This is a genomic window from Curtobacterium poinsettiae (assembly GCF_025677645.1).
GTDB classification, from domain to species: domain Bacteria; phylum Actinomycetota; class Actinomycetes; order Actinomycetales; family Microbacteriaceae; genus Curtobacterium; species Curtobacterium poinsettiae_A.
This window is the reverse complement of sequence record NZ_CP106879.1, coordinates 2,297,490-2,316,481: the sequence shown is the minus strand read 5'-3', so window position 1 is coordinate 2,316,481 and position 18,992 is coordinate 2,297,490. Positions and strand designations below refer to the sequence as shown.

The 18,992-nt window shown below is 71.0% G+C and carries 20 protein-coding genes and 1 pseudogene; 7 read left to right on the top strand and 14 right to left on the bottom strand.

The window, feature by feature from the left end; genetic code table 11:
* From fliF to OE229_RS11060, 9 genes are all read right to left on the bottom strand, one after another.
* Entirely contained in the window at positions 1–1,671 is a 1,671-nt protein-coding gene (gene fliF, locus OE229_RS11100) for a flagellar basal-body MS-ring/collar protein FliF (RefSeq protein WP_262138034.1), read from the bottom strand.
* A complete protein-coding gene (gene fliE, locus OE229_RS11095; RefSeq protein WP_262138032.1) occupies positions 1,671–2,012 on the bottom strand; it encodes a flagellar hook-basal body complex protein FliE in 342 nt (113 codons plus the stop codon). Before fliE ends, fliF begins: the two co-directional genes overlap by 1 nt.
* A complete protein-coding gene (locus OE229_RS11090) occupies positions 2,012–2,407 on the bottom strand; it encodes a flagellar basal body rod protein FlgC (protein ID WP_017886136.1) in 396 nt (131 codons plus the stop codon). Before OE229_RS11090 ends, fliE begins: the two co-directional genes overlap by 1 nt.
* Entirely contained in the window at positions 2,404–2,748 is a 345-nt protein-coding gene (locus tag OE229_RS11085; protein ID WP_017886135.1) for a flagellar basal body protein, read from the bottom strand. Before OE229_RS11085 ends, OE229_RS11090 begins: the two co-directional genes overlap by 4 nt.
* 233 nt (positions 2,749–2,981) lie before the next feature.
* Positions 2,982–3,230, bottom strand: a complete 249-nt coding sequence (locus OE229_RS11080) for a hypothetical protein (RefSeq protein ID WP_182065401.1) — start codon at positions 3,228–3,230, stop codon at positions 2,982–2,984.
* Between the two features lie 67 nt (positions 3,231–3,297).
* Positions 3,298–3,771, bottom strand: a complete 474-nt coding sequence (gene fliS, locus OE229_RS11075; RefSeq protein ID WP_084740422.1) for a flagellar export chaperone FliS — start codon at positions 3,769–3,771, stop codon at positions 3,298–3,300.
* Between the two features lie 11 nt (positions 3,772–3,782).
* Positions 3,783–5,171, bottom strand: coding sequence for a flagellar filament capping protein FliD (fliD, locus tag OE229_RS11070; protein WP_262138030.1), 1,389 nt, complete (start codon positions 5,169–5,171; stop codon positions 3,783–3,785).
* 102 nt (positions 5,172–5,273) lie between these two features.
* Positions 5,274–6,113: a flagellin N-terminal helical domain-containing protein gene (locus OE229_RS11065; RefSeq protein ID WP_182065398.1), complete on the bottom strand. Its 840-nt coding sequence runs from the start codon at positions 6,111–6,113 to the stop codon at positions 5,274–5,276.
* 118 nt (positions 6,114–6,231) lie between these two features.
* On the bottom strand, positions 6,232–7,047 hold the full coding sequence (locus tag OE229_RS11060; RefSeq protein ID WP_182065397.1) for a sigma-70 family RNA polymerase sigma factor: 816 nt from the start codon (positions 7,045–7,047) through the stop codon (positions 6,232–6,234).
* Positions 7,048–7,490: 443 nt separating this feature from the next.
* Between OE229_RS11060 and OE229_RS11055 the strand changes: the two genes are divergently transcribed.
* From OE229_RS11055 to OE229_RS11035, 5 genes are all read left to right on the top strand, one after another.
* Positions 7,491–7,976, top strand: a complete 486-nt coding sequence (locus OE229_RS11055; protein WP_071403931.1) for a flagellar protein FlgN — start codon at positions 7,491–7,493, stop codon at positions 7,974–7,976.
* A gap of 4 nt (positions 7,977–7,980) precedes the next feature.
* On the top strand, positions 7,981–9,408 hold the full coding sequence (gene flgK / locus OE229_RS11050) for a flagellar hook-associated protein FlgK (protein WP_262138029.1): 1,428 nt from the start codon (positions 7,981–7,983) through the stop codon (positions 9,406–9,408).
* A 2-nt stretch (positions 9,409–9,410) separates the two neighbouring features.
* Positions 9,411–10,292, top strand: coding sequence for a flagellin N-terminal helical domain-containing protein (locus OE229_RS11045; RefSeq protein WP_259577740.1), 882 nt, complete (start codon positions 9,411–9,413; stop codon positions 10,290–10,292).
* Positions 10,289–10,657: a flagellar assembly protein FliW gene (gene fliW / locus OE229_RS11040; protein ID WP_259577738.1), complete on the top strand. Its 369-nt coding sequence runs from the start codon at positions 10,289–10,291 to the stop codon at positions 10,655–10,657. Before OE229_RS11045 ends, fliW begins: the two co-directional genes overlap by 4 nt.
* Before the next feature lie 271 nt (positions 10,658–10,928).
* Entirely contained in the window at positions 10,929–11,849 is a 921-nt protein-coding gene (locus OE229_RS11035; RefSeq protein WP_262138028.1) for a hypothetical protein, read from the top strand.
* A 17-nt stretch (positions 11,850–11,866) separates the two neighbouring features.
* On the opposite strand, the gene OE229_RS11030 is transcribed toward OE229_RS11035, so the two are convergent.
* Complete coding sequence (locus tag OE229_RS11030) at positions 11,867–12,547, bottom strand: hypothetical protein (RefSeq protein WP_262138027.1); 681 nt, start codon at positions 12,545–12,547, stop codon at positions 11,867–11,869.
* A 38-nt stretch (positions 12,548–12,585) separates the two neighbouring features.
* Between OE229_RS11030 and OE229_RS11025 the strand changes: the two genes are divergently transcribed.
* Complete coding sequence (locus OE229_RS11025) at positions 12,586–13,458, top strand: hypothetical protein (RefSeq protein WP_262138026.1); 873 nt, start codon at positions 12,586–12,588, stop codon at positions 13,456–13,458.
* A 70-nt stretch (positions 13,459–13,528) separates the two neighbouring features.
* Here the strand turns inward: OE229_RS11025 and OE229_RS11020 are convergent, their stop codons facing one another.
* Positions 13,529–14,497, bottom strand: coding sequence for a beta-ketoacyl-ACP synthase III (locus tag OE229_RS11020; RefSeq protein ID WP_209135677.1), 969 nt, complete (start codon positions 14,495–14,497; stop codon positions 13,529–13,531).
* Between the two features lie 68 nt (positions 14,498–14,565).
* Positions 14,566–14,958: a ChaB family protein gene (locus OE229_RS11015; RefSeq protein WP_262138025.1), complete on the bottom strand. Its 393-nt coding sequence runs from the start codon at positions 14,956–14,958 to the stop codon at positions 14,566–14,568.
* 189 nt (positions 14,959–15,147) lie between these two features.
* Between OE229_RS11015 and OE229_RS11010 the strand changes: the two genes are divergently transcribed.
* On the top strand, positions 15,148–16,119 hold the full coding sequence (locus tag OE229_RS11010; RefSeq protein ID WP_262138024.1) for an aldo/keto reductase: 972 nt from the start codon (positions 15,148–15,150) through the stop codon (positions 16,117–16,119).
* Positions 16,120–16,343: 224 nt separating this feature from the next.
* Here the strand turns inward: OE229_RS11010 and OE229_RS11005 are convergent.
* Positions 16,344–17,617, bottom strand: a pseudogene (locus OE229_RS11005) (ammonium transporter).
* 210 nt (positions 17,618–17,827) lie between these two features.
* A complete protein-coding gene (gene zapE, locus OE229_RS11000) occupies positions 17,828–18,850 on the bottom strand; it encodes a cell division protein ZapE (protein ID WP_410007312.1) in 1,023 nt (340 codons plus the stop codon).
* Positions 18,851–18,992 lie beyond the last annotated feature (142 nt).

Sequence of the window (18,992 nt, the reverse complement as noted above, 5' to 3'; positions counted from 1 at the left end):
TCACACCGGTGCCCGGTCGTCCAGCAGCCCGCGCAGGAGCTCGGCGGTGCGCTTCGGGTCGCGCTCGGCCAGGGCGGAGATGTCCTGACGGCGGCGCTCGGCGGTGATCTCCTCGGTCGTGAGCACCTCGGTGGGGGCGTCGCCGGCGGGCATCGCCGACAGCACGGCGGTCGGGGCGTCACCGGCGCCGAGCGTGGCGCGGTCGTCGACGCCGTCCATCGCGAGGGGCAGCTGGAACGTCTCGCCGGCGAAGGCGTCGAGCTCGCCGAGGTCGACGGCCTCGCGCTCCTGCTTCCGGTTGCGGCGGGCGACGAAGAACATGACCGCGATGACGGCGAGGACGATGCCGATCACGATCCCGGCGGTGCGGATCGACGACCACAGTGCTTCCTGCTGGTCGGCCTTCTGCTGCGCCTCGAGGGCCTTGGCGGCCTGGTCGGAGGCGCTCGTGTCGAAGTCCATCATCGCGACCTTGACCTGGTCGCCACGGTTCTGGTCGACACCCGCGGCGGCCGAGACCAGGTCGTTGATGCTCTGCAGGTTCGCGTTCTGCACGGCGGCGGCCTTCGAGTTCAGCGCGACCGAGATGGTCTGCCGGTCGAGCCCGCCCGAGGGGATCTGCGTGGTCTCGGTGGTGTGGTCGACGGCGTTGTTCTTCGTCGCCGACTCGTTCTTGTACCCGTCGTCGCCGGTGCCGCTCGTCGCGGTGCCGTTCGGGACGGCGATGTTGTCCGGGCCGAGGACCCCCGTCGCGCCGCTCCCTGCGCCCGAGCCCGCGCCGTACTCCTCGGTGGTGCTCGACTCGTTCAGTGCGACCGGGCCCGACGTGGGAGACGTGTAGCTCTCGGACGTCCGGGTGCCGGACTCCTGGTTCATCGTCCCGGAGACCACGACGGTCGCGTTGCCGACGCCGAGCGTGGTGTCGAGCAGGTCCTGGATCTTCTTGCTCGTCGCCGCGTCGTAGTCGGCGGCCTGGTCGGCGCCGCTGCCGGTCGCACCGGTGCCGACCGCGGACAGGGTCTGGCCCTTCGCGTCGACGACCGAGACGTCGGTGGGCTGCATGCCCTCGACCGAGGCGCTCGTCAGGTGCACGATGGCCTGCACCTGGTCGGTGCTCAGCTGTGTGCCGTTGTCGGTCGCGATGAACACCGACGCGGTCGGGTCCTTCTCCTCGGAGACGAACACCGACTTCTCCGGGATCGCGAGCTGCACGGTGGCGGTCTGCACGCCGTCCATCGCACCGATGGTCTTGGCGAGCTCGCCCTCCATCGCGCGCTTGTAGGTGACGTCCTGCTGGAACTCCGAGCTCGTCACGCCCATCTTGTCGAGCAGCGAGTAGCCACCCTCGTTCGACGACGGCAGGCCGTTCGACGCCGCCTTGAGCCGCTCCGAGTACACCTGCGCCTGCGGCACGAGGATCGTCGCACCGCCGTCGGTGAGCTGGAACGGCACACCGTCGGTCTGCAGCTGGTCCGTGATGGAGCTCGCGTCCGCCGCGGCGAGCCCGGTGAAGAGCGGCGCGTAGGACGCCTTGCCGAGCCAGGACGCGAGGGCGATCCCGCCGAGCACGAGCGCCGCGATCGCCAGGATCGCGATGGTGCGCTGGGCGGCGGAGAAGCCCTGCACGTAGGCGCTGAGGCGCGCGAAGACGTTCTTGACGGCGACGGGCATCAGGCCTGCATCCTCATGATCTCGTTGAAGGCGTCGACGCCCTTGTTGCGGACGGCGGAGACGAGCTCGAGCGTGACCTGCGCGCGGGTCGCGGCGATCGTGGCGTCGTGGATGTTGTCGAGGTTGCCGGTCACGGCCTTGAGCGCGAGGGTCTTCGAGTCGCTCTGCAGCGACTGCAACCCGTCGACGGCGTTGCCGAGGCTCGCGGCGAACCCGCTGCCGTCGGTCGTCGCGCCGGCGGCACCGGTCGTGGTCGTGCTGTCGCTGGACGTCCCCGACACACTCGTCAGGGCGTTCGTCATCGCGTTGGTGGTCACACCGTTCACGGCGTCGATGGGCATCAGTTCTTCCCGATCTGCAGTGCCGCCTCGTAGGCGGTCTTGGCACGGTCCACCACGGCGGCGTTCGCCTGGTAGCCGCGCTGGGCCATGATGAGGTCCGCCATCTGCGTGCCGAGGTCGATGTCGGGCATGCGGACGTAGCCCTCCTCGTTCGCGAGCGGGTTGTCCGGGTCGTAGGTCACACGGCCGGCGGCGCTGCCGAACGCGGCGCCCTTGACGTAGGCGCCCGAGACGCCGGCGCCCTCCTGCACCTCGACGTACCGCGCCTGGAACGCGGTGTCGTCCATCGACTTCACGGTGTTCGCGTTGGCGATGTTGTCCGAGACGGCGTCGAGCCACTTCCGGTGCACGGTCAGGCCGGTGCTCGCGATGCCGATCGCGTCGAAGGTCGTCACGAGTTCGTCCGCATCGCCGCACGGACGCTCGTGAGCTCGGAGTTCATCGCCTGCGTGGCGAACTGGTACCGCAGCACGGTGTCGATGTTCGACAGAGTCTCCTCGTCGAGGTTGACGTTGTTGCCGTTCGTGTTCGTCGGCTCGAGGCTGCGCGCCATCGTCGGCGTGGTGGCGCCGTCGCCGTCCACGATCGACTTCGCCAGGGCGTCCTCGAACTGGACCTTCTCGGCGTGGTAGTTCGTCGTGTTGATGTTCGCGATGTTGTTCGCGATCACCTTCTGGCGCATCGACAGACCGTCGAGTGCGCTCTGCAGCGCGACGCTCGTCACGGAATCGAACACGGGGGTCCCCTCGTCAGGCGTCGTCGGTGCGACGTCGCCGTGCGGTGGTGGCCGATCCCTGGCCGAACTGGTGAGCGATCCGTGCTCGAGTGGCGCTATCGGAGCCCGCCGTCCGCCGCGTTAGGCGTCGCCCCGAACGGGGGGCGGGTACTGCGGGGCGGAGCACTCGAGATGCGACAGAGCACCCGTCGATCGACGGGTGCTCTGTCGCAGAACTGGTGTGGGGGCGCGGGTCAGGCGGAAGCGTCGAGGTACACGGAGCCGCGGGGCTCGCGCGTGGCGTCGACGGCGCGCAGGGCACCGAGGTGCTCCAGCGTCGAGCGGCGGTCCGCCTCGAGCACCGTCATGCGGTCCCGCTGCGCGGCGAGCAGCCGGGAGGCCCGTCCCACCAGGTCACGCGGCAGCGGTCCCAGCCCGGCCGGCTCCGACCACCCGGCCACGGCCGTGGGATCGGCCGCCTGCCCGGCGGCGTCGTGCTCCATGGAGGTGAGGAGGGCCTCCCATGCGGCTCGTCCGTCCGTCTGCTCAGGCGACAGCTCTTCGGAGGGATCAGGCGACACCGAGGGCTCCCCCGGTCGGCTGCTGCGTGGCAGGCGTCGCGGGGAGCGACGCGGCCGCCTCGTGCCACGACTGGCGGAGCGGCTCGAGGATCCGGATGCAGTCGCGGGTGGCCTGCACGTCGCGGTGCACGTTCGCCGTGATGAGCGAGGTGGAGGCGTAGTTGTAGACGGCGAGCAGCCCCTCACCGCCGTCCCAGACGTCGATCCGGAGGGTGCTCGAGAGTTCGCCGACGATCGCCTGGGCGTGCAGGAGCTGCTCGCGGGCGGCCTCCCAGTCGGCGGCGACCTGCGCGGCCTCAGCACGGTGCAGGTCGAGCAGCAGCCGGTCGTAGAGCATCGTCACGAGCTGCGCCGGCGTCGCCGACAGCACGGCCTCGTTCGTGTACTGAGCGCGACGCTGGTCGGTGACGGTGCGCGGCTGGGCGGCCTGGCGGAAGGCGGCTGCCTGGAAGTCGAAGGTCATGGTCGTTCCCGTCAGCTCGACGTCGAGGCCAGCTGGCTGGCGAGCCAACTCGACTGCGACTGGAGCTTGCTGAGGCTGGTCTCGAGGGATGAGTAGAGGGTCTGCAGGGCGGCCCGGCGCATCGTCAGCCGGTCGGTCCAGCTGTCGATCTGGGTGTTGAGGTCCTTGGCGACGGCCTGTTGTCCGGTGATGGACGTGGTGACCGAGCCGTCGTACTTGTCGGAGGCGGCGGTGGCCGCGGCGCCGACGTTCGCGGCGACCCCGGAGAGCATCGCCTGGGTGGCCTTCGGGTCGGCGGCGAGTGCCTTCTGGAAGACCTCGGGGTCGAAGGTGAAGCTGCCGTCCTTCGTGATCACGATGCCGATCGTCGACGGCGACTTGCCGTCGACCGGGGCGGACATCGTGCTCGTGAGCCGCTGCACGGCATCGCGGGACGCACCGTCGCCGAGCAGGACGCCGGCCTTCGTCGTCGTGGTGCCGCTCGTCGCGCTGGTCGAGCTCGACACCGCGGTGTTCGTCTTGTAGTAGGCCGCGACCGCGTTCATCGCGTCGACGAGCCCGGAGGCCACGGACTGGGCCTTGGTGGTGTCCTGCGCGACCGTCACCGTGACCGGGTCGGTGGTGACCTTCGACACGGTGACGTCGAGCCCGGGGACGAGTCCGGTGAAGGTGTTCGTGGCGCTGGTGACCGTCTGCGCGGCGGCGGTGCCGGCCCAGAGGGTGACGCTGGCGTCGGTGGCCGCGGTGACGACGGCGGCACCGGTCTCGCTGAGGACGTTCGTCGCGGTGCCCGCTGCCACGTCGTCGGCGCCGCCCCGGTACACCTGGAAGCCACCGGCCGAGCCGGTCTTGGCGGACGTGAGCTGCAGGCGGTAGAGCTTGGTGCCGTCGGCGTCGGTGCCGGCGGAGACCTTCGTCGCGGTGACGCCCGCACCGGACTTGTTCAGGGCGGACACGGCGTCGTCGAGCGAACCGGACGCCGGTGTCACGGTGGTGGACTTGCCATCCGCGCCGACGATCGTGATCGGCTGCGCACCGGTCGACCACGACGACATCGCGGCCGTCACCCCGACCTGGGCCGAGGCGGTCGAACCGACGGTGAAGCTGATGGAGCCGGCGGTCGCCCCGGTCCCGGTGACGGCGGTGACGGTCGGCGCGGTGCTCGTCGCGGCGAAGAGGTCGAGCGACGAGGCCTTCGCGGCGTCCGCGGCCTTGGTGGCGAGGCCCTGGATCAACCCGTTGAGCGTCTGCAGTGACGAGATGAACGAGTTGGTGGTGGTCAGCTTGTTCTTGAGCAGGGTCTGCGGGACCCCCTCGACGCTCATCAGCGAGTTGATGAGGTCGGTCGTCTTGAGACCGCTGACCAGACCGTCGATCGCGAGGCTGGTGCTCGAGGACACGGACGAGGACATCGTCGACACTCCCTGGCGTCGTGGAGGTGGTCAGGACGGCGGGGTTCGCCCTCCGCGCCCGAGGGGCCCGGAGGGCGAACCACGTGATGGCTAGCGCAGGAGCGAGAGCACGCCCTGGGTGCTCTGGTTCGCCTGCGCGAGCATCGAGGTGCCGGCCTGGCTGAGGATGTTGTCGCGCGTGTACTTGACCATCTCCTCCGCCATGTCGACGTCGGTGATGCGCGAGGAGGCAGCGGTGAGGTTCTCCTTGGCCACGTTCGTCACGTTGATGGCGTGGTCGAAGCGGTTCTGGACGGCACCGATGCTCGAACGAGCCGAGGAGACGTACTTGATCTGCTCGTCGATCGCGGTGATGGCGGCCTGAGCGTTCGTCGCCGAGTCGAAGGTGAGCGCGCCGACCGCGGTCGACACGGACTCCACGTTCGACTTCGACAGGTCCACGTCGATCTGGCTCGCCGCGTCGCCGTTCGCGCCGACCTGGAACTTCAGGACGCCTGCGGTGCCGGCGGAGCCGTCGAGCAGGTTGATGCCGTTGAAGTTGGTCGACTCCGAGATGCGGGTGAGCTCCTTGGTGAGCTCGCCGACCTCGGTGGTGATCGCTGCGCGGGAGTCCTCGTTGTTCGAGTCGTTGCCGGCCTGCACGGCCAGGTCGCGCATGCGCTGGAGGATCGAGTGGGTCTCGGTGAGGCCACCTTCAGCGGTCTGCACGACGGAGATGCCGTCCTGCGCGTTGCGGGCGGCGACCGTGAGGCCACCGACCTGGGACTTCAGCCCCTCGGAGATCGACAGACCGGCAGCGTCGTCGGCAGCACGGTTGATGCGGAGACCCGACGAGAGCTTCTCGAGGGACTTCGACAGGTCGTTCTGCGTCGCGTTGAGGTTCCGGTACGTGTTGAGTGCCGAGAGGTTGGTGTTGATGGACATACCCATGGTGGTTTCCTCCGTGAATGTGGGTCGTGCGTCGGCCCGTCCGTGGGCTGACATGGATGACTCTCGACCGGTTGCCGGGAGTCGTTAGGGGATCGGCGGAGAAGTTTCCGCCGACGTCTCAACTCGCCGCGACGGCCGGGCCGGACGCGGCGTCGTGCACGGCACGGGCGACACCGGCGGCGGCGTTCGTGGCGACACGGGCGAGGTAGGCGCTCCGGCGGGCCGCGGTGGTGCGGCTCGCCGGCTCGACGGTCGTGCCGTCGCCGTAGTGGGCGGCGAGTCCGTCGTGCAGCAGGCGCATCGCCTCGGAGCGCTGCTGCGAGACGGCCGAGTGCGTGATGCCGAGCTCGGCGGCGACGTCGGTGACCGAACGGTCGCCGAAGTACACGGCCTCGACGATGAAGCGCATCCGCTCCGGCAGGGCCTCGACCGCGGCGCGGAGGTACCGGCGCTTCTCGGTCTCGAGCAGGTCGTCCCCGGGCAGCGGCAGGTCCGCGGCCACGAGGTCGTGGACGGTCTCGTCGAGCGGCGCGACCGTCCGGGCGGCGTCGCTCATCGCGTCCACGGCGGTCTGCTTGTCGACACCCATGGCGTCCGCGATCTCCTGCGCACCGACGCTCCGGCCAAGGCGTGCGGACAGCGCCTCCTGCGTGGCCAGGGTCTCGCGGATCCGCTTCCGGGTGCCACGGGACGCCCAGTCGGCCGAGCGCATGTCGTCGGCCAGCGCACCGGTGATCCGGGTGCGGGCGTAGGCGCCGAACGGCACGCCGAGGGTGGGGTCGAAGGCCTCGGCCGCTGCGACGAGTGCGAGCGAGCCGACGGCGGCGAGGTCGTCGCGGTCCAGGTGCGTCGCCCGGGAGCGGACGTCGGCCACGATGTAGCCCACGAGCGGGAGGTGCTCCACGATCATCGCGTTGCGTTCGGTGCGGTCCATGCTGTTCCCCTGGTCGACCTGACGTGTGTCGGCTCACCCGTCCGTGGGCGCGACGGACGCCGGCCTCGGATGGCCGGTACGTACGCCGAAGAGCCGCTCGGGTCCCTCCGAGCGGTGCACGCCGCATCGTTGCCGAGCGGTTCCGGGTGTCCCCCGGGGTGCGTTCCGAATGTATCGGCTGGCAATGCGCTGTACGGGGGTGGATCAGTCCCCAGTGCGGGGGTGTTCCCGGTGTTTCGCGGTCGGCATTTGTGGGGACTCCGGGAAGAGAACGGTCGTTCTCGTCCCCCAACTGGGGCCGTCGGGGCATGCGCGGGCCGATGTCCGGTCCACGCACTCCCCGGCGGGGCTTACGGCCCGTGCAGGGACGTCGATAGATCCCGGTGTCCGCAGGATGACGGACCGGGGACCACCCCCGACGAACCACCACCCGGGAGGAGCTGATGAGCGTGAACGACCTGTCCGCCGTGCTCTGGCGCGAACGCGAGCTGCTCGAACTGCTGACCTTCAAGCTCGAGGAGGAGCAGCTGCTGCTCACCGCGGGCCGCTCCCGCTGGGTGTCGCACGCCAGCCGCGAGGTCGAGCAGGTCCTCGACCGGCTCCGCAGCACCGGCCTCGAGCGTGCCGCGCAGAGCGCCGAGGTCGCCGAGGAGTGGGGCGTCCCCGCCGACGCTCCCCTGCGCGACGTCGTCGCCGCTGCACCGAACGGGCCGTGGGGCGAGATCCTGTCGTCGCACCTCACCGCGATGGTCGAACTGACCACTCAGATCGGCGCCCTGCGCGACGAGAACGACCGGTTCCTGCGTGCCGCCGCCCAGGCCACCGAGGAGACCCTGGCGGGGACCGTCACCGGCGCCGCCACCTACGACGCCAGTGGCACGTCCGGCGCGGGCCAGGACGGCGCACGCCTGTTCGAGGGGACGCTGTAGCACCGTGGTCAGCACCTTCGGATCCCTCGCGACCGCGTACTCCGGCCTCGCCGCGGCCCGTGCCGGCATCGACGTCACCGGCCAGAACATCGCGAACGCCGGCACCGCCGGCTACACGCGACAGCGCGTCACGCAGAACTCGATCCCCGCGACCCAGACCGGGTTCATGCGGGGCACCGCGGCCCTCGCCGGCCAGGGCGTCTCGGTCGACGGCATCGCCCGCCTGGCATCGCTGACCCTCGACGCCGGCGTCCGCGTCGCCGCCGGTTCGTCGGCCTACGCCGATGCCCGTGCCACGGCGCTCTCCGCCCTCGAGACCGGGTTGCACGAGCCCGGCAAGGACGGCCTGAGCGCCAAGCTCGACGCGTTCTGGTCGTCCTGGAGCGAACTCGCCAGCCACCCCGACGACCCGGGTGCCGCCAGTGCCGTTCTCGGGGCCGCCGGCACCGTCGTCGCCGCCCTGGCCGCCGGTTCGAAGGCCGTCGACGCGCAGTGGTCCTCGGTGCGCGGCACCCTGACCGGACAGGTCGCGCAGCTGAACGGCGCCGCGGAGCAGGTCGCCGACCTCAACGGCCGGATCCGCACCGCGCTCGCCTCGGGCGGCAACGCGAACGAGCTGCTCGACCAGCGTGACCAGCTCACGCAGCAGATCGCCACGCTCGCCGGCGGCACCACCCGGACGAACGCCGACGGCACCGTCGACGTGCTCCTCGGCGGCAACCCGATCGTGCAGGGCACCGACGCCCGCTCGGTCGCCCTCGGTGGCGGCGAGCGTCTGGCCGACGGCACAGCGGTCACCCTGACCTGGACCACCGGTACGGCCGGGGCGGTCGGGCTGAGCGGCGGGTCGATCGGTGGAGCACTCGCGGTCCTCGCACCCGCGTCCGGCACCGGTACCGGTACCGGCGGCGCACTCGCCGAGGCCGCCGCGTCCTACGACGCCGTGGCCACGCGACTCGCCACCACCGTGAACGCCCTGCACGCCGCCGGGACCACCCCGGCCGGCACCACCGGCGCACCCTTCTTCTCCGTGGCGGCCGGAGTCCCCGCCGCCCAGGCACTCGGCGTCGTCCCCACGGACGCCAGCGGGCTGGCGACGCGGAACGCGGCGGGGGAACTCGACGACTCGTTCGCCGACGCGCTCGCACGACTCGGGGCGTCGTCGGACGGTGCCGACCAGGTCTGGGCGACGTTCGTGGCGGGGGTGGGCACCGCCTCCAGGTCGGCAACGTCGGAATCGACGATGGCCGGGCTCGCGCTCACCAACGCGCGCAACCAGCAGCAGTCGAGCGCGGGCGTCGACCTCGACGAGGAGAACGTCAACCTGCTGAGCTACCAGCACGCGTACCAGGGCGCGGCGCGCGTCCTGACGGCGGTCGACGAGATGCTCGACACCATCATCAACCGCGTCGGACTCGTCGGGAGGGGCTGATCGTGATCACCCGTGTGACCACCCAGATGTCGATGGCGGCCGCCTCGGCCCGGCTGCAGGCCGGTGCCGCGCGGGTCGCCGAGCTCACCGACCAGGCCACGACGCTGCGTGCGATCCAGAAGCCCTCGGACGACCCGGTCGGCACCGCGTCGTCGATGCAGGTGCGCAAGGAGCAGGCCGCAGCCGCCCAATACTCGCGGAACGCGAACGACGCCGCGGCGTGGCTCGCGACCACGGACAGCGCGCTGTCCGGCGTGTACTCGGTGCTCAACAACGTCCGCGACCTCACGGTGCAGGCCGCGAACTCGGGCACCATGAGCGACACCGACCGCGACGCGTTCATCACGCAGTTCCGGTCGCTCAAGGCCGACCTCGAGGCACGTGCCAACACCACCTACGGCACCCGTTCGGTGTTCGCGGGATCGTCGACCGCCGCTGTCGCCTACGACCCCGCGGCGGGTTGGGCGGCATCGGGCACCGACGTGTCCCGTCGGGTCGGCGACGGCACCACGGTGCGGGTCGACACCGCCGGCACCGCGGTCTTCGGGTCCGGCGACGACTCGGTGTTCGGCATGATCGACTCCATCGTCAGTGACCTGCAGAACGGGGTGAACGTGAACGCTCGCATCGGGGACGTCGACACGGCGCTCGGGACCGTCCGCGGCGCCCAGGCCGACGTCGGCGTCCGGCACGCCGCCGCACTCGCGGCGCAGGACTCGCTGAAGTCCGCGACCGTCTCGCTCGAGAGCCGCCGCGCGGGCATCGAGGACGTGGACCTCGCGAAGGCCGTCCTCGACCTGCAGGTGCAGCAGACCAACTACCAGGCAGCCCTCGCCGTCACCGCGAAGGTCCTGCAGCCGACCCTGATGGACTACCTCCGATGAGCATCTCCCTGACCTTCGCCGTCCCGCCGTTCGGGCTCGCCCCCGCCGCGGCCTTCGAGCTGTCGCCGGTCGACGGTGCCGAGGGGCTGTTCACGCTCGTCGGCGACGACGCACGGCTGTTCCTGCTCGACGCCGCGGTGCACCTGCCGACGTACGCGCCGGAACTCACCGACGAGCAGGCCGCCGGGCTCGGGCTGACCGACCCCGCCGACGCGATGCTGCTCGTCGTCGCGAACCCCGGCGCGTCCGGCACCACGGTGAACCTGCTCGCGCCGATCGTCGTGAACGCCCGGACGGCCGTGGGCGCGCAGGTCATCCTCGAGGAGCAGGACCTGCCGCTGCGGGCGGAGCTCGCGCGGGTGTAGCCGCGGGCGGTGCGCGGCGCGGCGCTGCGCGGCTTCGCACGCGTTCTGCGACATTCCACCAGTCGTTCGACGCGTGGATCGTCGGAAGATGTGCACGCAGATGGTGCGCGTGCATGTGACGACAAGACACGAGTCGTTCGACGCGTGGATCGTCGCAAGATGCACGCGCATTGCAGCTGATCAGTCCTGCACAGGTCATCGTCGCCGGCCGGCCCTCCACAGATCCGGCGATGACGAGCGCTGGGCCACGAGGCTCGGCGAGCCTGGTGCCATGTCCAGAGCGAACGACGTCGAACTGATCCGCACGACGGGTGCGACCTCCGCCGAACGCCGTGCACTCGAGCGCGATGTCCGCCGCGGACGGTACGAACGCCTCCGCCCCGGCGTCCTCGTCCGCCCGGACGCACTCGACGGGATGCATCCCGGCGAGCAGCACCACGTGCTCGTCCGAGCCTCGGCGCACCGACTCCGAGCAACCGATGTCGTCTCACACCAGTCTGCGTGCGCAGTCCTCGGACTCCCGCTGATCGGGACAGCACCACCCAAGGTGCACCTCGCCGATCCGACCACGACGCACACCCGCGTCACGGCGTGGTTCGTCCGGCACGGTGCACAGGGGCGGCCACCCGGAGTCCTCGTCGATCAGCAGGCGACACCCGTGACGACGGCCGCGAGGACCGCCATCGACGTCGCTGCGACGCGCTCCTTGCTCGAAGCACTCCCCGTCGTCGATGCCGTGCTCTCCCGTGGGCTCGCCGACCGTGAGGCGCTGGACGCGGAACACGCGTCGCTGGCCTCGGCCCGGACCAAAACGGGGATCGCGGTGGGGATGGGGTCGGCGCTGTCGGGGTCACCAGCGGAGTCGGTGTGCCGCGTGCGCTTCCGGGAACTCGGGGTGCCGGAACCGGTGCAGCAGCACGTGTTCGCCCGGGCCGGATCGGTCACGGCGATCGTGGACTTCTGGTTCCCCGACCAGGGCGTCGTGGTCGAGGTCGACGGCCGCGCGAAGTACGAGGACCCCGCGCTGCTCGACGGGCGATCCACCTCCGACGCGCACTGGCGCGAGAAACGTCGTGAGGACTTCATCCGGTCGTTCCCCGAGGTCCGGGCGGTCGTGCGGCTCTCGTGGGCGGACCTGATGCAGCCCGACCGGGTGCGGGCTGCCCTCCGGCGCGCGGGCGTCCCGTGCTGAGGGTGCGTGCCCGACGATCAGCTCGGGCGGTGTGGCGCATCCGGGCGGTGCGGCGCATCCGGGTGGTACCTGCGCTGACGCTCGACCGTCGGCCGAGCGGACGATCCCCCGGTGTCGACCGCCCCGGTGTCCACCACCCCACCGACCACCACCTCGCCGACTCCCACGCGCACGCCGCGGATCGGCCCGGTGCCCTTGACCACGCCGCCGCGGTGGTCCGGGTCGGGTTCGCGGTGGTCGCCGCCCTCCTCGAGCTCGACGTCCCGCACGGACACCGGACCGAGCACCTGCGCCCCCGCGCCGATGCGAGCCGGCCCCTCGACGAGACACCCGGCGGTCAGGCGAGCCCGACCACCGACCAGGACGTCGGACCCGTCCGCGACGATGGTCACCGGTCCCGGACCGAGTTCGGCTCCCTCGCCGATGTGCACGGCCGCCGCCGACGCGACGACGGTCACGGATCCGGGGCCCAGGCGTGCCCCGGATGCCACCGTGATCGCCCCACCGTGCCGGGTCTCGAGCGTCGTGGACGGGTACAGCACCACGCCGGGCAGGACCGACACGCCCACTCCGACCAGGACGGACGCCGGGTCGAGCACCCGGACCGCGGGCGCGAGGGCGGTGACCTCTGCGACGGGCAGGAACCCGGCTGCACGACGGGCATCGTCGAGGGCTGGCTGCGCGGGGTCGGTGTCCATCCAGCGACCCTCTCACGTGCGCGGCGTACGGTGAAGCCATGGCCCGAGCCCCGAAGGACCAGTCGATCGTGCCCCTGCCGACCGCACCGGTCTCCCCCTCCCCGTCCGCCCCCCGTACGCAGCAGGTCCAGCCCACCGGCTGGGCGAAGTGGCTCGACCGGGTCATCAGCGTGCAGCGCCCCGTCGTGGTCGCGCACGTCAACGCGATCCGTCGTCGCAAGCCCGACGCGACCCCCGCCGAGGTGATCCAGATCCTCGAGCGGCAGTACCTGGCCGCGGTCACCACCGGTGGCGCCGCGGTCGGTGCGAGTGCGGTGATCCCCGGCGTCGGGATGGCCGCCGCGCTCGGCCTGAGCGGTGCCGAGACGGTCGGGTTCCTCGAGACCACCGCGCTGTTCGCACAGTCGGTGACCGAGGTGCACGGCATCGCGCTGGACGACCCGGAGCGCGCCCGCACACTCGTGATGGCGATGATCCTCGGCGCGCCGGGCACGCAGCTCATCAAGCAGCTCGCCGGACAGGCAGCCGGCGGTCAGGCCCGGACGGCGTTCTGGGGGGAGATGGTGACGTCCTCGCTCCCGAAGCAGGTGGTCAACGGCATCGGCGGACAGGTCCGTGACCAGTTCATCAAGCGATTCGCCGTCCGGCAGGGCGGTTCCGTCCTCGGACGGGCGCTGCCGTTCGGCATCGGCGCGGCCGTCGGCGGACTGGGGAACCACGCACTCGGGCGCAAGGTGATCCAGGCGTCGCGGACCGGGTTCGGCATGCCGCCGGCGGAGTTCCCGATCGTGCTGACCGTGACCCCCGCGGCGGAGAAGACCCGCCGCGCCCTGCCGTGGAAGCGTGGCGCGGGCGGGGACCAGGACCTCTGGACCGAGCCGGGCCAGGACGACGCCCGCTCGAAGCGTTAGCCGAGACGACCGAGAGAGGCCCGGGCACGGATGCTGAGCAGCCGAGCCCGGGCCGTTCGTGCAACGGCGCCTAGAAGGACCGCACCGGCGTCGTCACGACCTGGCCGGCGTGGGCGAACCCGCCACCGAACCCGAACAGCAGCGCAGGCACCCCCTCCGGCAGGTCACCACGCTCCCACGCCTTCGACAGCCCGAGCGGCACACTCGCCGCCGAGGTGTTCCCGGACTCGACGACGTCGCGGATGACGAACTTCGACTCCCCGCCGAGCGCGGTGACGAGCGGCTCGATGATCCGCAGGTTCGCCTGGTGGAACGCGAACACCTCGATGTCGTCCATCGAGAGCCCGGCGGCCTCGACGACCTTGCGGGCGTGCCCCTCGGCCTCGGTGATCGCCCACCGGTAGATCGAGCGCCCCTCCTGGTTGAAGCGCCCCGGCGACCCCTCGACACGGACGGCGTCGAGCAGGTGCGGCACGCTCCCCCACGACACCGGGCCGATCTCCGGCGTCTCGGCGACCCCGAGCACGGCGGCACCGGCCCCGTCGCCGACGAGCACGCACGTCGACCGGTCGGTCCAGTCGGCGATCCCGGACAGCACCTCCGACCCGATGACGAGGGCGACGTCGGCCGAACCGGTGCGGATGGACTGGTCGGCGAGCCCGAGCGCGTACTCGAACCCACTGCACGCGGTGTTGATGTCGATCGGCGCCGGACCGTTCGTCATGCCCAGCGCGGCGGCCACCCGACCTGCCGTGTACGGTGCGCGGTCCTGGTGGGTCGTGGAGGCGACGATGACGAGTCCGACGGCCGAAGGTGACACCCCGGCGTCGGCGAGGGCACGGCGTCCGGCCTCGACGGCCATCGACGTGACGGTGTCGTCGGGCCCGGCGATCCGACGGGTCTGGATGCCGGTCCGTGTGCGGATCCACTCGTCGTTCGTGTCGACCATCGTCGAGAGCTCGTCGTTGGTCAGGACGCGTTCGGGCTGGTGGTGACCGAACCCGAGGATCCGGCTGCCGCGGAGTGCTGGGATGTTCATCGTCGGCACGTTACCCCCTCACGCCACCGCCGCATGCCGATTGGGGAATGGACGGGCCCCGCCCGCCGTCACCTCCGCGCAGCAGCGGTCGCTCGGTCGTTCGCCCTGCCGATCGCCTCGACCAGCTCGTCCTTCGTCATCTTCGAGCGGCCGCTGACGTTGAGCCGCTTCGCGACGTCCAGCAGGTGCGCCTTCGAGGCGTTCGCGTCGACACCGCCCTCGGTCTTGCCGGAACCGCGGGAGCCGGCGGCTCCGGAATCGGACGGCCCGGAGGACTCCTTCTCCTCCCAGTGGTCGCCGACCTTCTCGTACTCGTGCTTGACGGCGGCGAACGCCGTGCGGTGCGCCCGCTCGCCCGGGCCGTACGTCTCGTTCGCCGAGTCCAGGGTCTTCTCGAAGATCTCCTGCGCGTGGTCCGGGGACCGCTGCAGGGTGCTGGGGATCTCGTCCTTGGCTGGCATGGCTGCTCCTCTCGAGTGGTCCCCCCTGACTACTCCGACCAGCACAACGAGCACCAAGCACGGACGGGCACCGGGCACCGGGCACGGGGCACGGGGCACCAGCCACCGGGCACCGGGCACCGGCCACCAGCCGCCGACCGGTACTCCCAGGGCCTGGCGCCACCAGCGCGTCACGAGTAGACCCGTCTCATGGACTACACACACCTCGGTCGCACCGGTCTGTCGGTCTCCCGCGCCGTGCTCGGCACGATGAACTTCGGCCCGGAGACCAGCGAAGACGACTCGCACGCGATCATGGACCGGGCCCACGAGCTCGGCGTCAACTTCTTCGACACCGCCAACGGCTACGGCGGCTCGGTGGGCAAGGGTGCCACCGAGGAGATCATCGGACGGTGGTTCGCCAAGGGTGGCGGTCGCCGCGAGAAGACGGTCCTCGCCACGAAGGTCTACGGCGACATGACCGACTGGCCGAACGGCGGCAAGCTCAGCGCCCTGAACATCCGGCAGTCGCTCGACGCGAGCCTGCAGCGGCTGCAGACCGACCACATCGACCTGTACCAGTTCCACCACGTCGACCGTGCGACGCCGTGGGACGAGATCTGGCAGGCGATCGACGTCGCCGTGCAGCAGGGCAAGGTCCTGTACGTCGGCTCGTCGAACTTCGCCGGGTGGCACATCGCCCAGGCGCAGGAGGCTGCGAAGCGCCGGGACACCTTCGGCCTGGTCAGCGAGCAGTCGATCTACAACCTCGTGGTCCGCGACGTCGAGCGCGAGGTCCTGCCGGCCGCGCGTGCGTACGGCCTCGGCGTGATCCCCTGGTCGCCACTGCAGGGCGGTCTGCTCGGCGGCGTCATCGAGAAGACCGAGAACGGCTCGCGTCGCCTGTCCGGCCGCAGCGCCGAGTACGTCGACGCCCACCGCGACCAGCTGCATTCCTACGAGTCGTTCGCGAAGGAGCTCGGCCACACGCCGGGCGAGCTGGCCCTCGCCTGGCTGCTGCACCAGCCCGGCGTCACCGCGCCGATCACCGGCCCCCGCACGATGGAGCAGTGGGAGTCCGCGGTCCGTGCCGTCGACATCCGCCTCGACCAGCGTGCGCTGGACCGTCTCGACGAGATCTTCCCGGGGCACCAGACGTCACCGGAGGACTACGCCTGGTGACGGGACCGGCGGGACCACCGGAACCGACGGAACCGACGGGACCGACGGGACCGACGGGACCGACGGGTCGCTGACGCGACCAGCTGCCTGGAGGCGCGGTGCGGGTCCGACCCGCACCGCGCCTCCAGTCCGTGGTCACGACCAGGACGCGACCAGCGAGACGACGACGGGCCCCGCGCTGCTGTGTGCGCGGGGCCCGTCGTCGTGCGGGTGGTGCCTGGTGTCTAGCGGACGCTGACCGGGCTGTCGTCGGTCTGCTCGTAGAGGACGTAACCCTCTTCGCCGTGGACGGCGGTGTCGATGCCAGCGACCTCGTCCTCGGTCTTGACGCGGAAGCCCATCGTCTTCTCGATCACGAACCCGATGACCAGGGCGAGCACGAACGAGTAGACGCCGACGGCGAGGGCCGCTGCGGCCTGCTTGCCGAGCTGCTCGAACGAGCCGGAGTAGATCAGTCCGGTGTCGTTGGCGAAGAAGCCGAGGAACAGCGTGCCGAAGATGCCGCCGACCAGGTGGACGCCGACCACGTCGAGCGAGTCGTCGAAGCCCAGGCGGTACTTCCAGTCGATGGCGAAGCAGCAGACGATGCCGGCGAGGAAGCCGAGCAGGATTCCCCAGCCCGGGGTCAGCGCGGCACAGGCCGGGGTGATCGCGACGAGGCCGGTGACGGCGCCCGATGCGGCACCGACCGAGGTGGCCTTGCCGTCCTTGAGCTTCTCGATGAGCAGCCAGCCGAGGATGGCGGCGGCCGGGGCTGCGAGGGTGTTCACCCAGGCGATCGCGGCGATGCCGTCAGCGGCGCCCTCGGAGCCGGCGTTGAAGCCGAACCAGCCGAACCACAGGATGGCGGCACCGAGCAGGACGAAGGGCGGGTTGTGCGGCTTGTGCGCACCCTTGGCGAAGCCGACGCGCTTGCCGAGCACGATCGCCAGGGCGAGACCCGCGGCACCGGCGTTGATGTGCACCGCGGTGCCACCGGCGAAGTCGATGACGCCCCACGTGGCGGCCCAGCCGGAGGTCAGGTTGAAGACCCACGAGGCGACCGGGAAGTAGACGACCGTGACCCACACGCCGGCGAAGACCATCCACGCGCCGAACTTGGCGCGGTCGGCGATGGCGCCGGAGATGAGTGCGACGGTGATGATCGCGAACGTCGCCTGGAACCCGACGAAGGCCATCGACGGGTACGCCGCCTGGATGTCCGAGGACTGTGCTCCTCGAAGGCCTGGCCGAGGCCGATCTGGTTCCAGTCGATGCTGAAGAACCCGACCACGCCGGAGACCGCGGTGCCGTCGCCGTGGTTGGCGAAGGCGATCGCGTAGCCGTAGACCACCCAGAGCACGCTCACGAGCGCGATCGCACCGAACGACATCATCATCATGGAGATGACGGACTTGGCCTTCACCAAGCCGCCGTAGAAGAAGGCCAGGCCGGGTGTCATGAACAACACCAGCGCAGCCATCACCAACACGAACGTCGTGTTGCCCTGATCAAGCATCTGCTCACCTCTCGATTGCACGAGCGGCTCTTGGACCGCCTCGGGTGTCACAGAGTCTGGCGAGGCGAGGTTTCACGAGGGAGCACGAACTGTTTCGCGGATGTAACGCGACCGCGCCGTTTGTAAACGTCGTGTTTCCGCCGGCCCGATGTCCCCTGCGCGAGGGGCAGGAGACCGCCGTGGACAGATCCGTCTGACGGCGAAGGAGGCTCAGGCCCGGGTGAGCGCCACCACGCGGGACGCCGCGCGCAGGTACTTCTTGCGGTAGCCGCCCTCGAGCATCGCGTCGGGGTACACCTGGTCGAGCGGGGTCCCCGAGGCGACGATCCGCACCTGTGCGTCGTACAGGCGGTCCACCAGTGCGACCCAACGCAGCGCGTCGGTCTGGTCGGTGAACGCCCGGACGTCGGTGAGCCCGACGGCGTCGAGGTCCTCGACCAGGGCGACGTACTTCGACGGGTGCACGGAACCCAGGTGGGCGACCACCGCACCGAAGTCGTCGAGCGTCACGGTGCCGGACGGCAGCGCGGCCGGCACGTCGGACACGACCTGCGCCGACTCGTCCACGGCACGTCGGCGGTAGTCCAGGCCGTCGATGCGCATGGTGTCGAAGCGGTCCGACATGGCCTGGATCTCGCGCAGGAAGTCCTGCGCGGCGAAGCGACCCTCGCCCAGGGCGCCCGGGGGCGTGTTCGACGTGGCGGCGAAGCGCGTGCCGGTCTCGGTCAGCTCCTTGATGAGCCGGGTCATCACCATCGTGTCGCCCGGGTCGTCGAGCTCGAACTCGTCGATGCACACCAGTGCGGTGCCGCGGAGCAGGTCGACCGTGCCCTGGAACCCCAGGGCCCCCACGAGCGCGGTGTACTCGATGAAGGTGCCGAACGTCTTCCGGCCGGTGGCCGCGTGGTAGGCGGCTGCGAGCAGGTGGGTCTTGCCGACACCGAACCCGCCGTCCAGGTACACGCCGGACTTCGCCGCGGGTTCCGCCGACTGCTTCCGGCGCCCGAACAGCCCGCGCCGCGGGGCGTCCGCGGGACCGGTGGCCACGAACGCGGCGACGGCATCGCGGACCGAGGCCTGCGAGTCGTAGTCCGGGTCCGGCCGGTACGAGTCGAACGACGCGTCCGTGAACTGCGGCGGGGGCACGAGCGCCGCAGCCATCTGCTGCGGGGTCACCTGGGGATCACGGTCGACGAGGTGAGCGGGCAATCGGGGAACCCTTCCGGGAAGCATGTCGTGGGGTGTCACGTTGCGGCAGGGGAACGGTACGTCCGCGTACCGTTGCCCACAGGCACCGACGCCCGATCCTAGTCCGGCGCCGGCAGCTCGCACCGGGCACCACGCTCGCCCCGCACCACGCTCCCCCGCACCCCTG

Bases quoted from the DNA above. Each gene is read 5' to 3' on its own strand.
- fliF (WP_262138034.1), bottom strand. From the start codon at position 1,671: ATGCCCGTCGCCGTCAAGAACGTCTTCGCGCGCCTCAGCGCCTACGTG.
- fliE (WP_262138032.1), bottom strand. From the start codon at position 2,012: ATGCCCATCGACGCCGTGAACGGTGTGACCACCAACGCGATGACGAAC.
- OE229_RS11080 (WP_182065401.1), bottom strand. From the start codon at position 3,230: ATGGAGCACGACGCCGCCGGGCAGGCGGCCGATCCCACGGCCGTGGCC.
- fliS (WP_084740422.1), bottom strand. From the start codon at position 3,771: ATGACCTTCGACTTCCAGGCAGCCGCCTTCCGCCAGGCCGCCCAGCCG.
- OE229_RS11065 (WP_182065398.1), bottom strand. From the start codon at position 6,113: ATGGGTATGTCCATCAACACCAACCTCTCGGCACTCAACACGTACCGG.
- OE229_RS11060 (WP_182065397.1), bottom strand. From the start codon at position 7,047: ATGGACCGCACCGAACGCAACGCGATGATCGTGGAGCACCTCCCGCTC.
- OE229_RS11055 (WP_071403931.1), top strand. From the start codon at position 7,491: ATGAGCGTGAACGACCTGTCCGCCGTGCTCTGGCGCGAACGCGAGCTG.
- fliW (WP_259577738.1), top strand. From the start codon at position 10,289: ATGAGCATCTCCCTGACCTTCGCCGTCCCGCCGTTCGGGCTCGCCCCC.
- OE229_RS11035 (WP_262138028.1), top strand. From the start codon at position 10,929: ATGTCCAGAGCGAACGACGTCGAACTGATCCGCACGACGGGTGCGACC.
- OE229_RS11030 (WP_262138027.1), bottom strand. From the start codon at position 12,547: ATGGACACCGACCCCGCGCAGCCAGCCCTCGACGATGCCCGTCGTGCA.
- OE229_RS11025 (WP_262138026.1), top strand. From the start codon at position 12,586: ATGGCCCGAGCCCCGAAGGACCAGTCGATCGTGCCCCTGCCGACCGCA.
- OE229_RS11020 (WP_209135677.1), bottom strand. From the start codon at position 14,497: ATGAACATCCCAGCACTCCGCGGCAGCCGGATCCTCGGGTTCGGTCAC.
- OE229_RS11015 (WP_262138025.1), bottom strand. From the start codon at position 14,958: ATGCCAGCCAAGGACGAGATCCCCAGCACCCTGCAGCGGTCCCCGGAC.
- OE229_RS11010 (WP_262138024.1), top strand. From the start codon at position 15,148: ATGGACTACACACACCTCGGTCGCACCGGTCTGTCGGTCTCCCGCGCC.
- zapE (WP_410007312.1), bottom strand. From the start codon at position 18,850: ATGCTTCCCGGAAGGGTTCCCCGATTGCCCGCTCACCTCGTCGACCGT.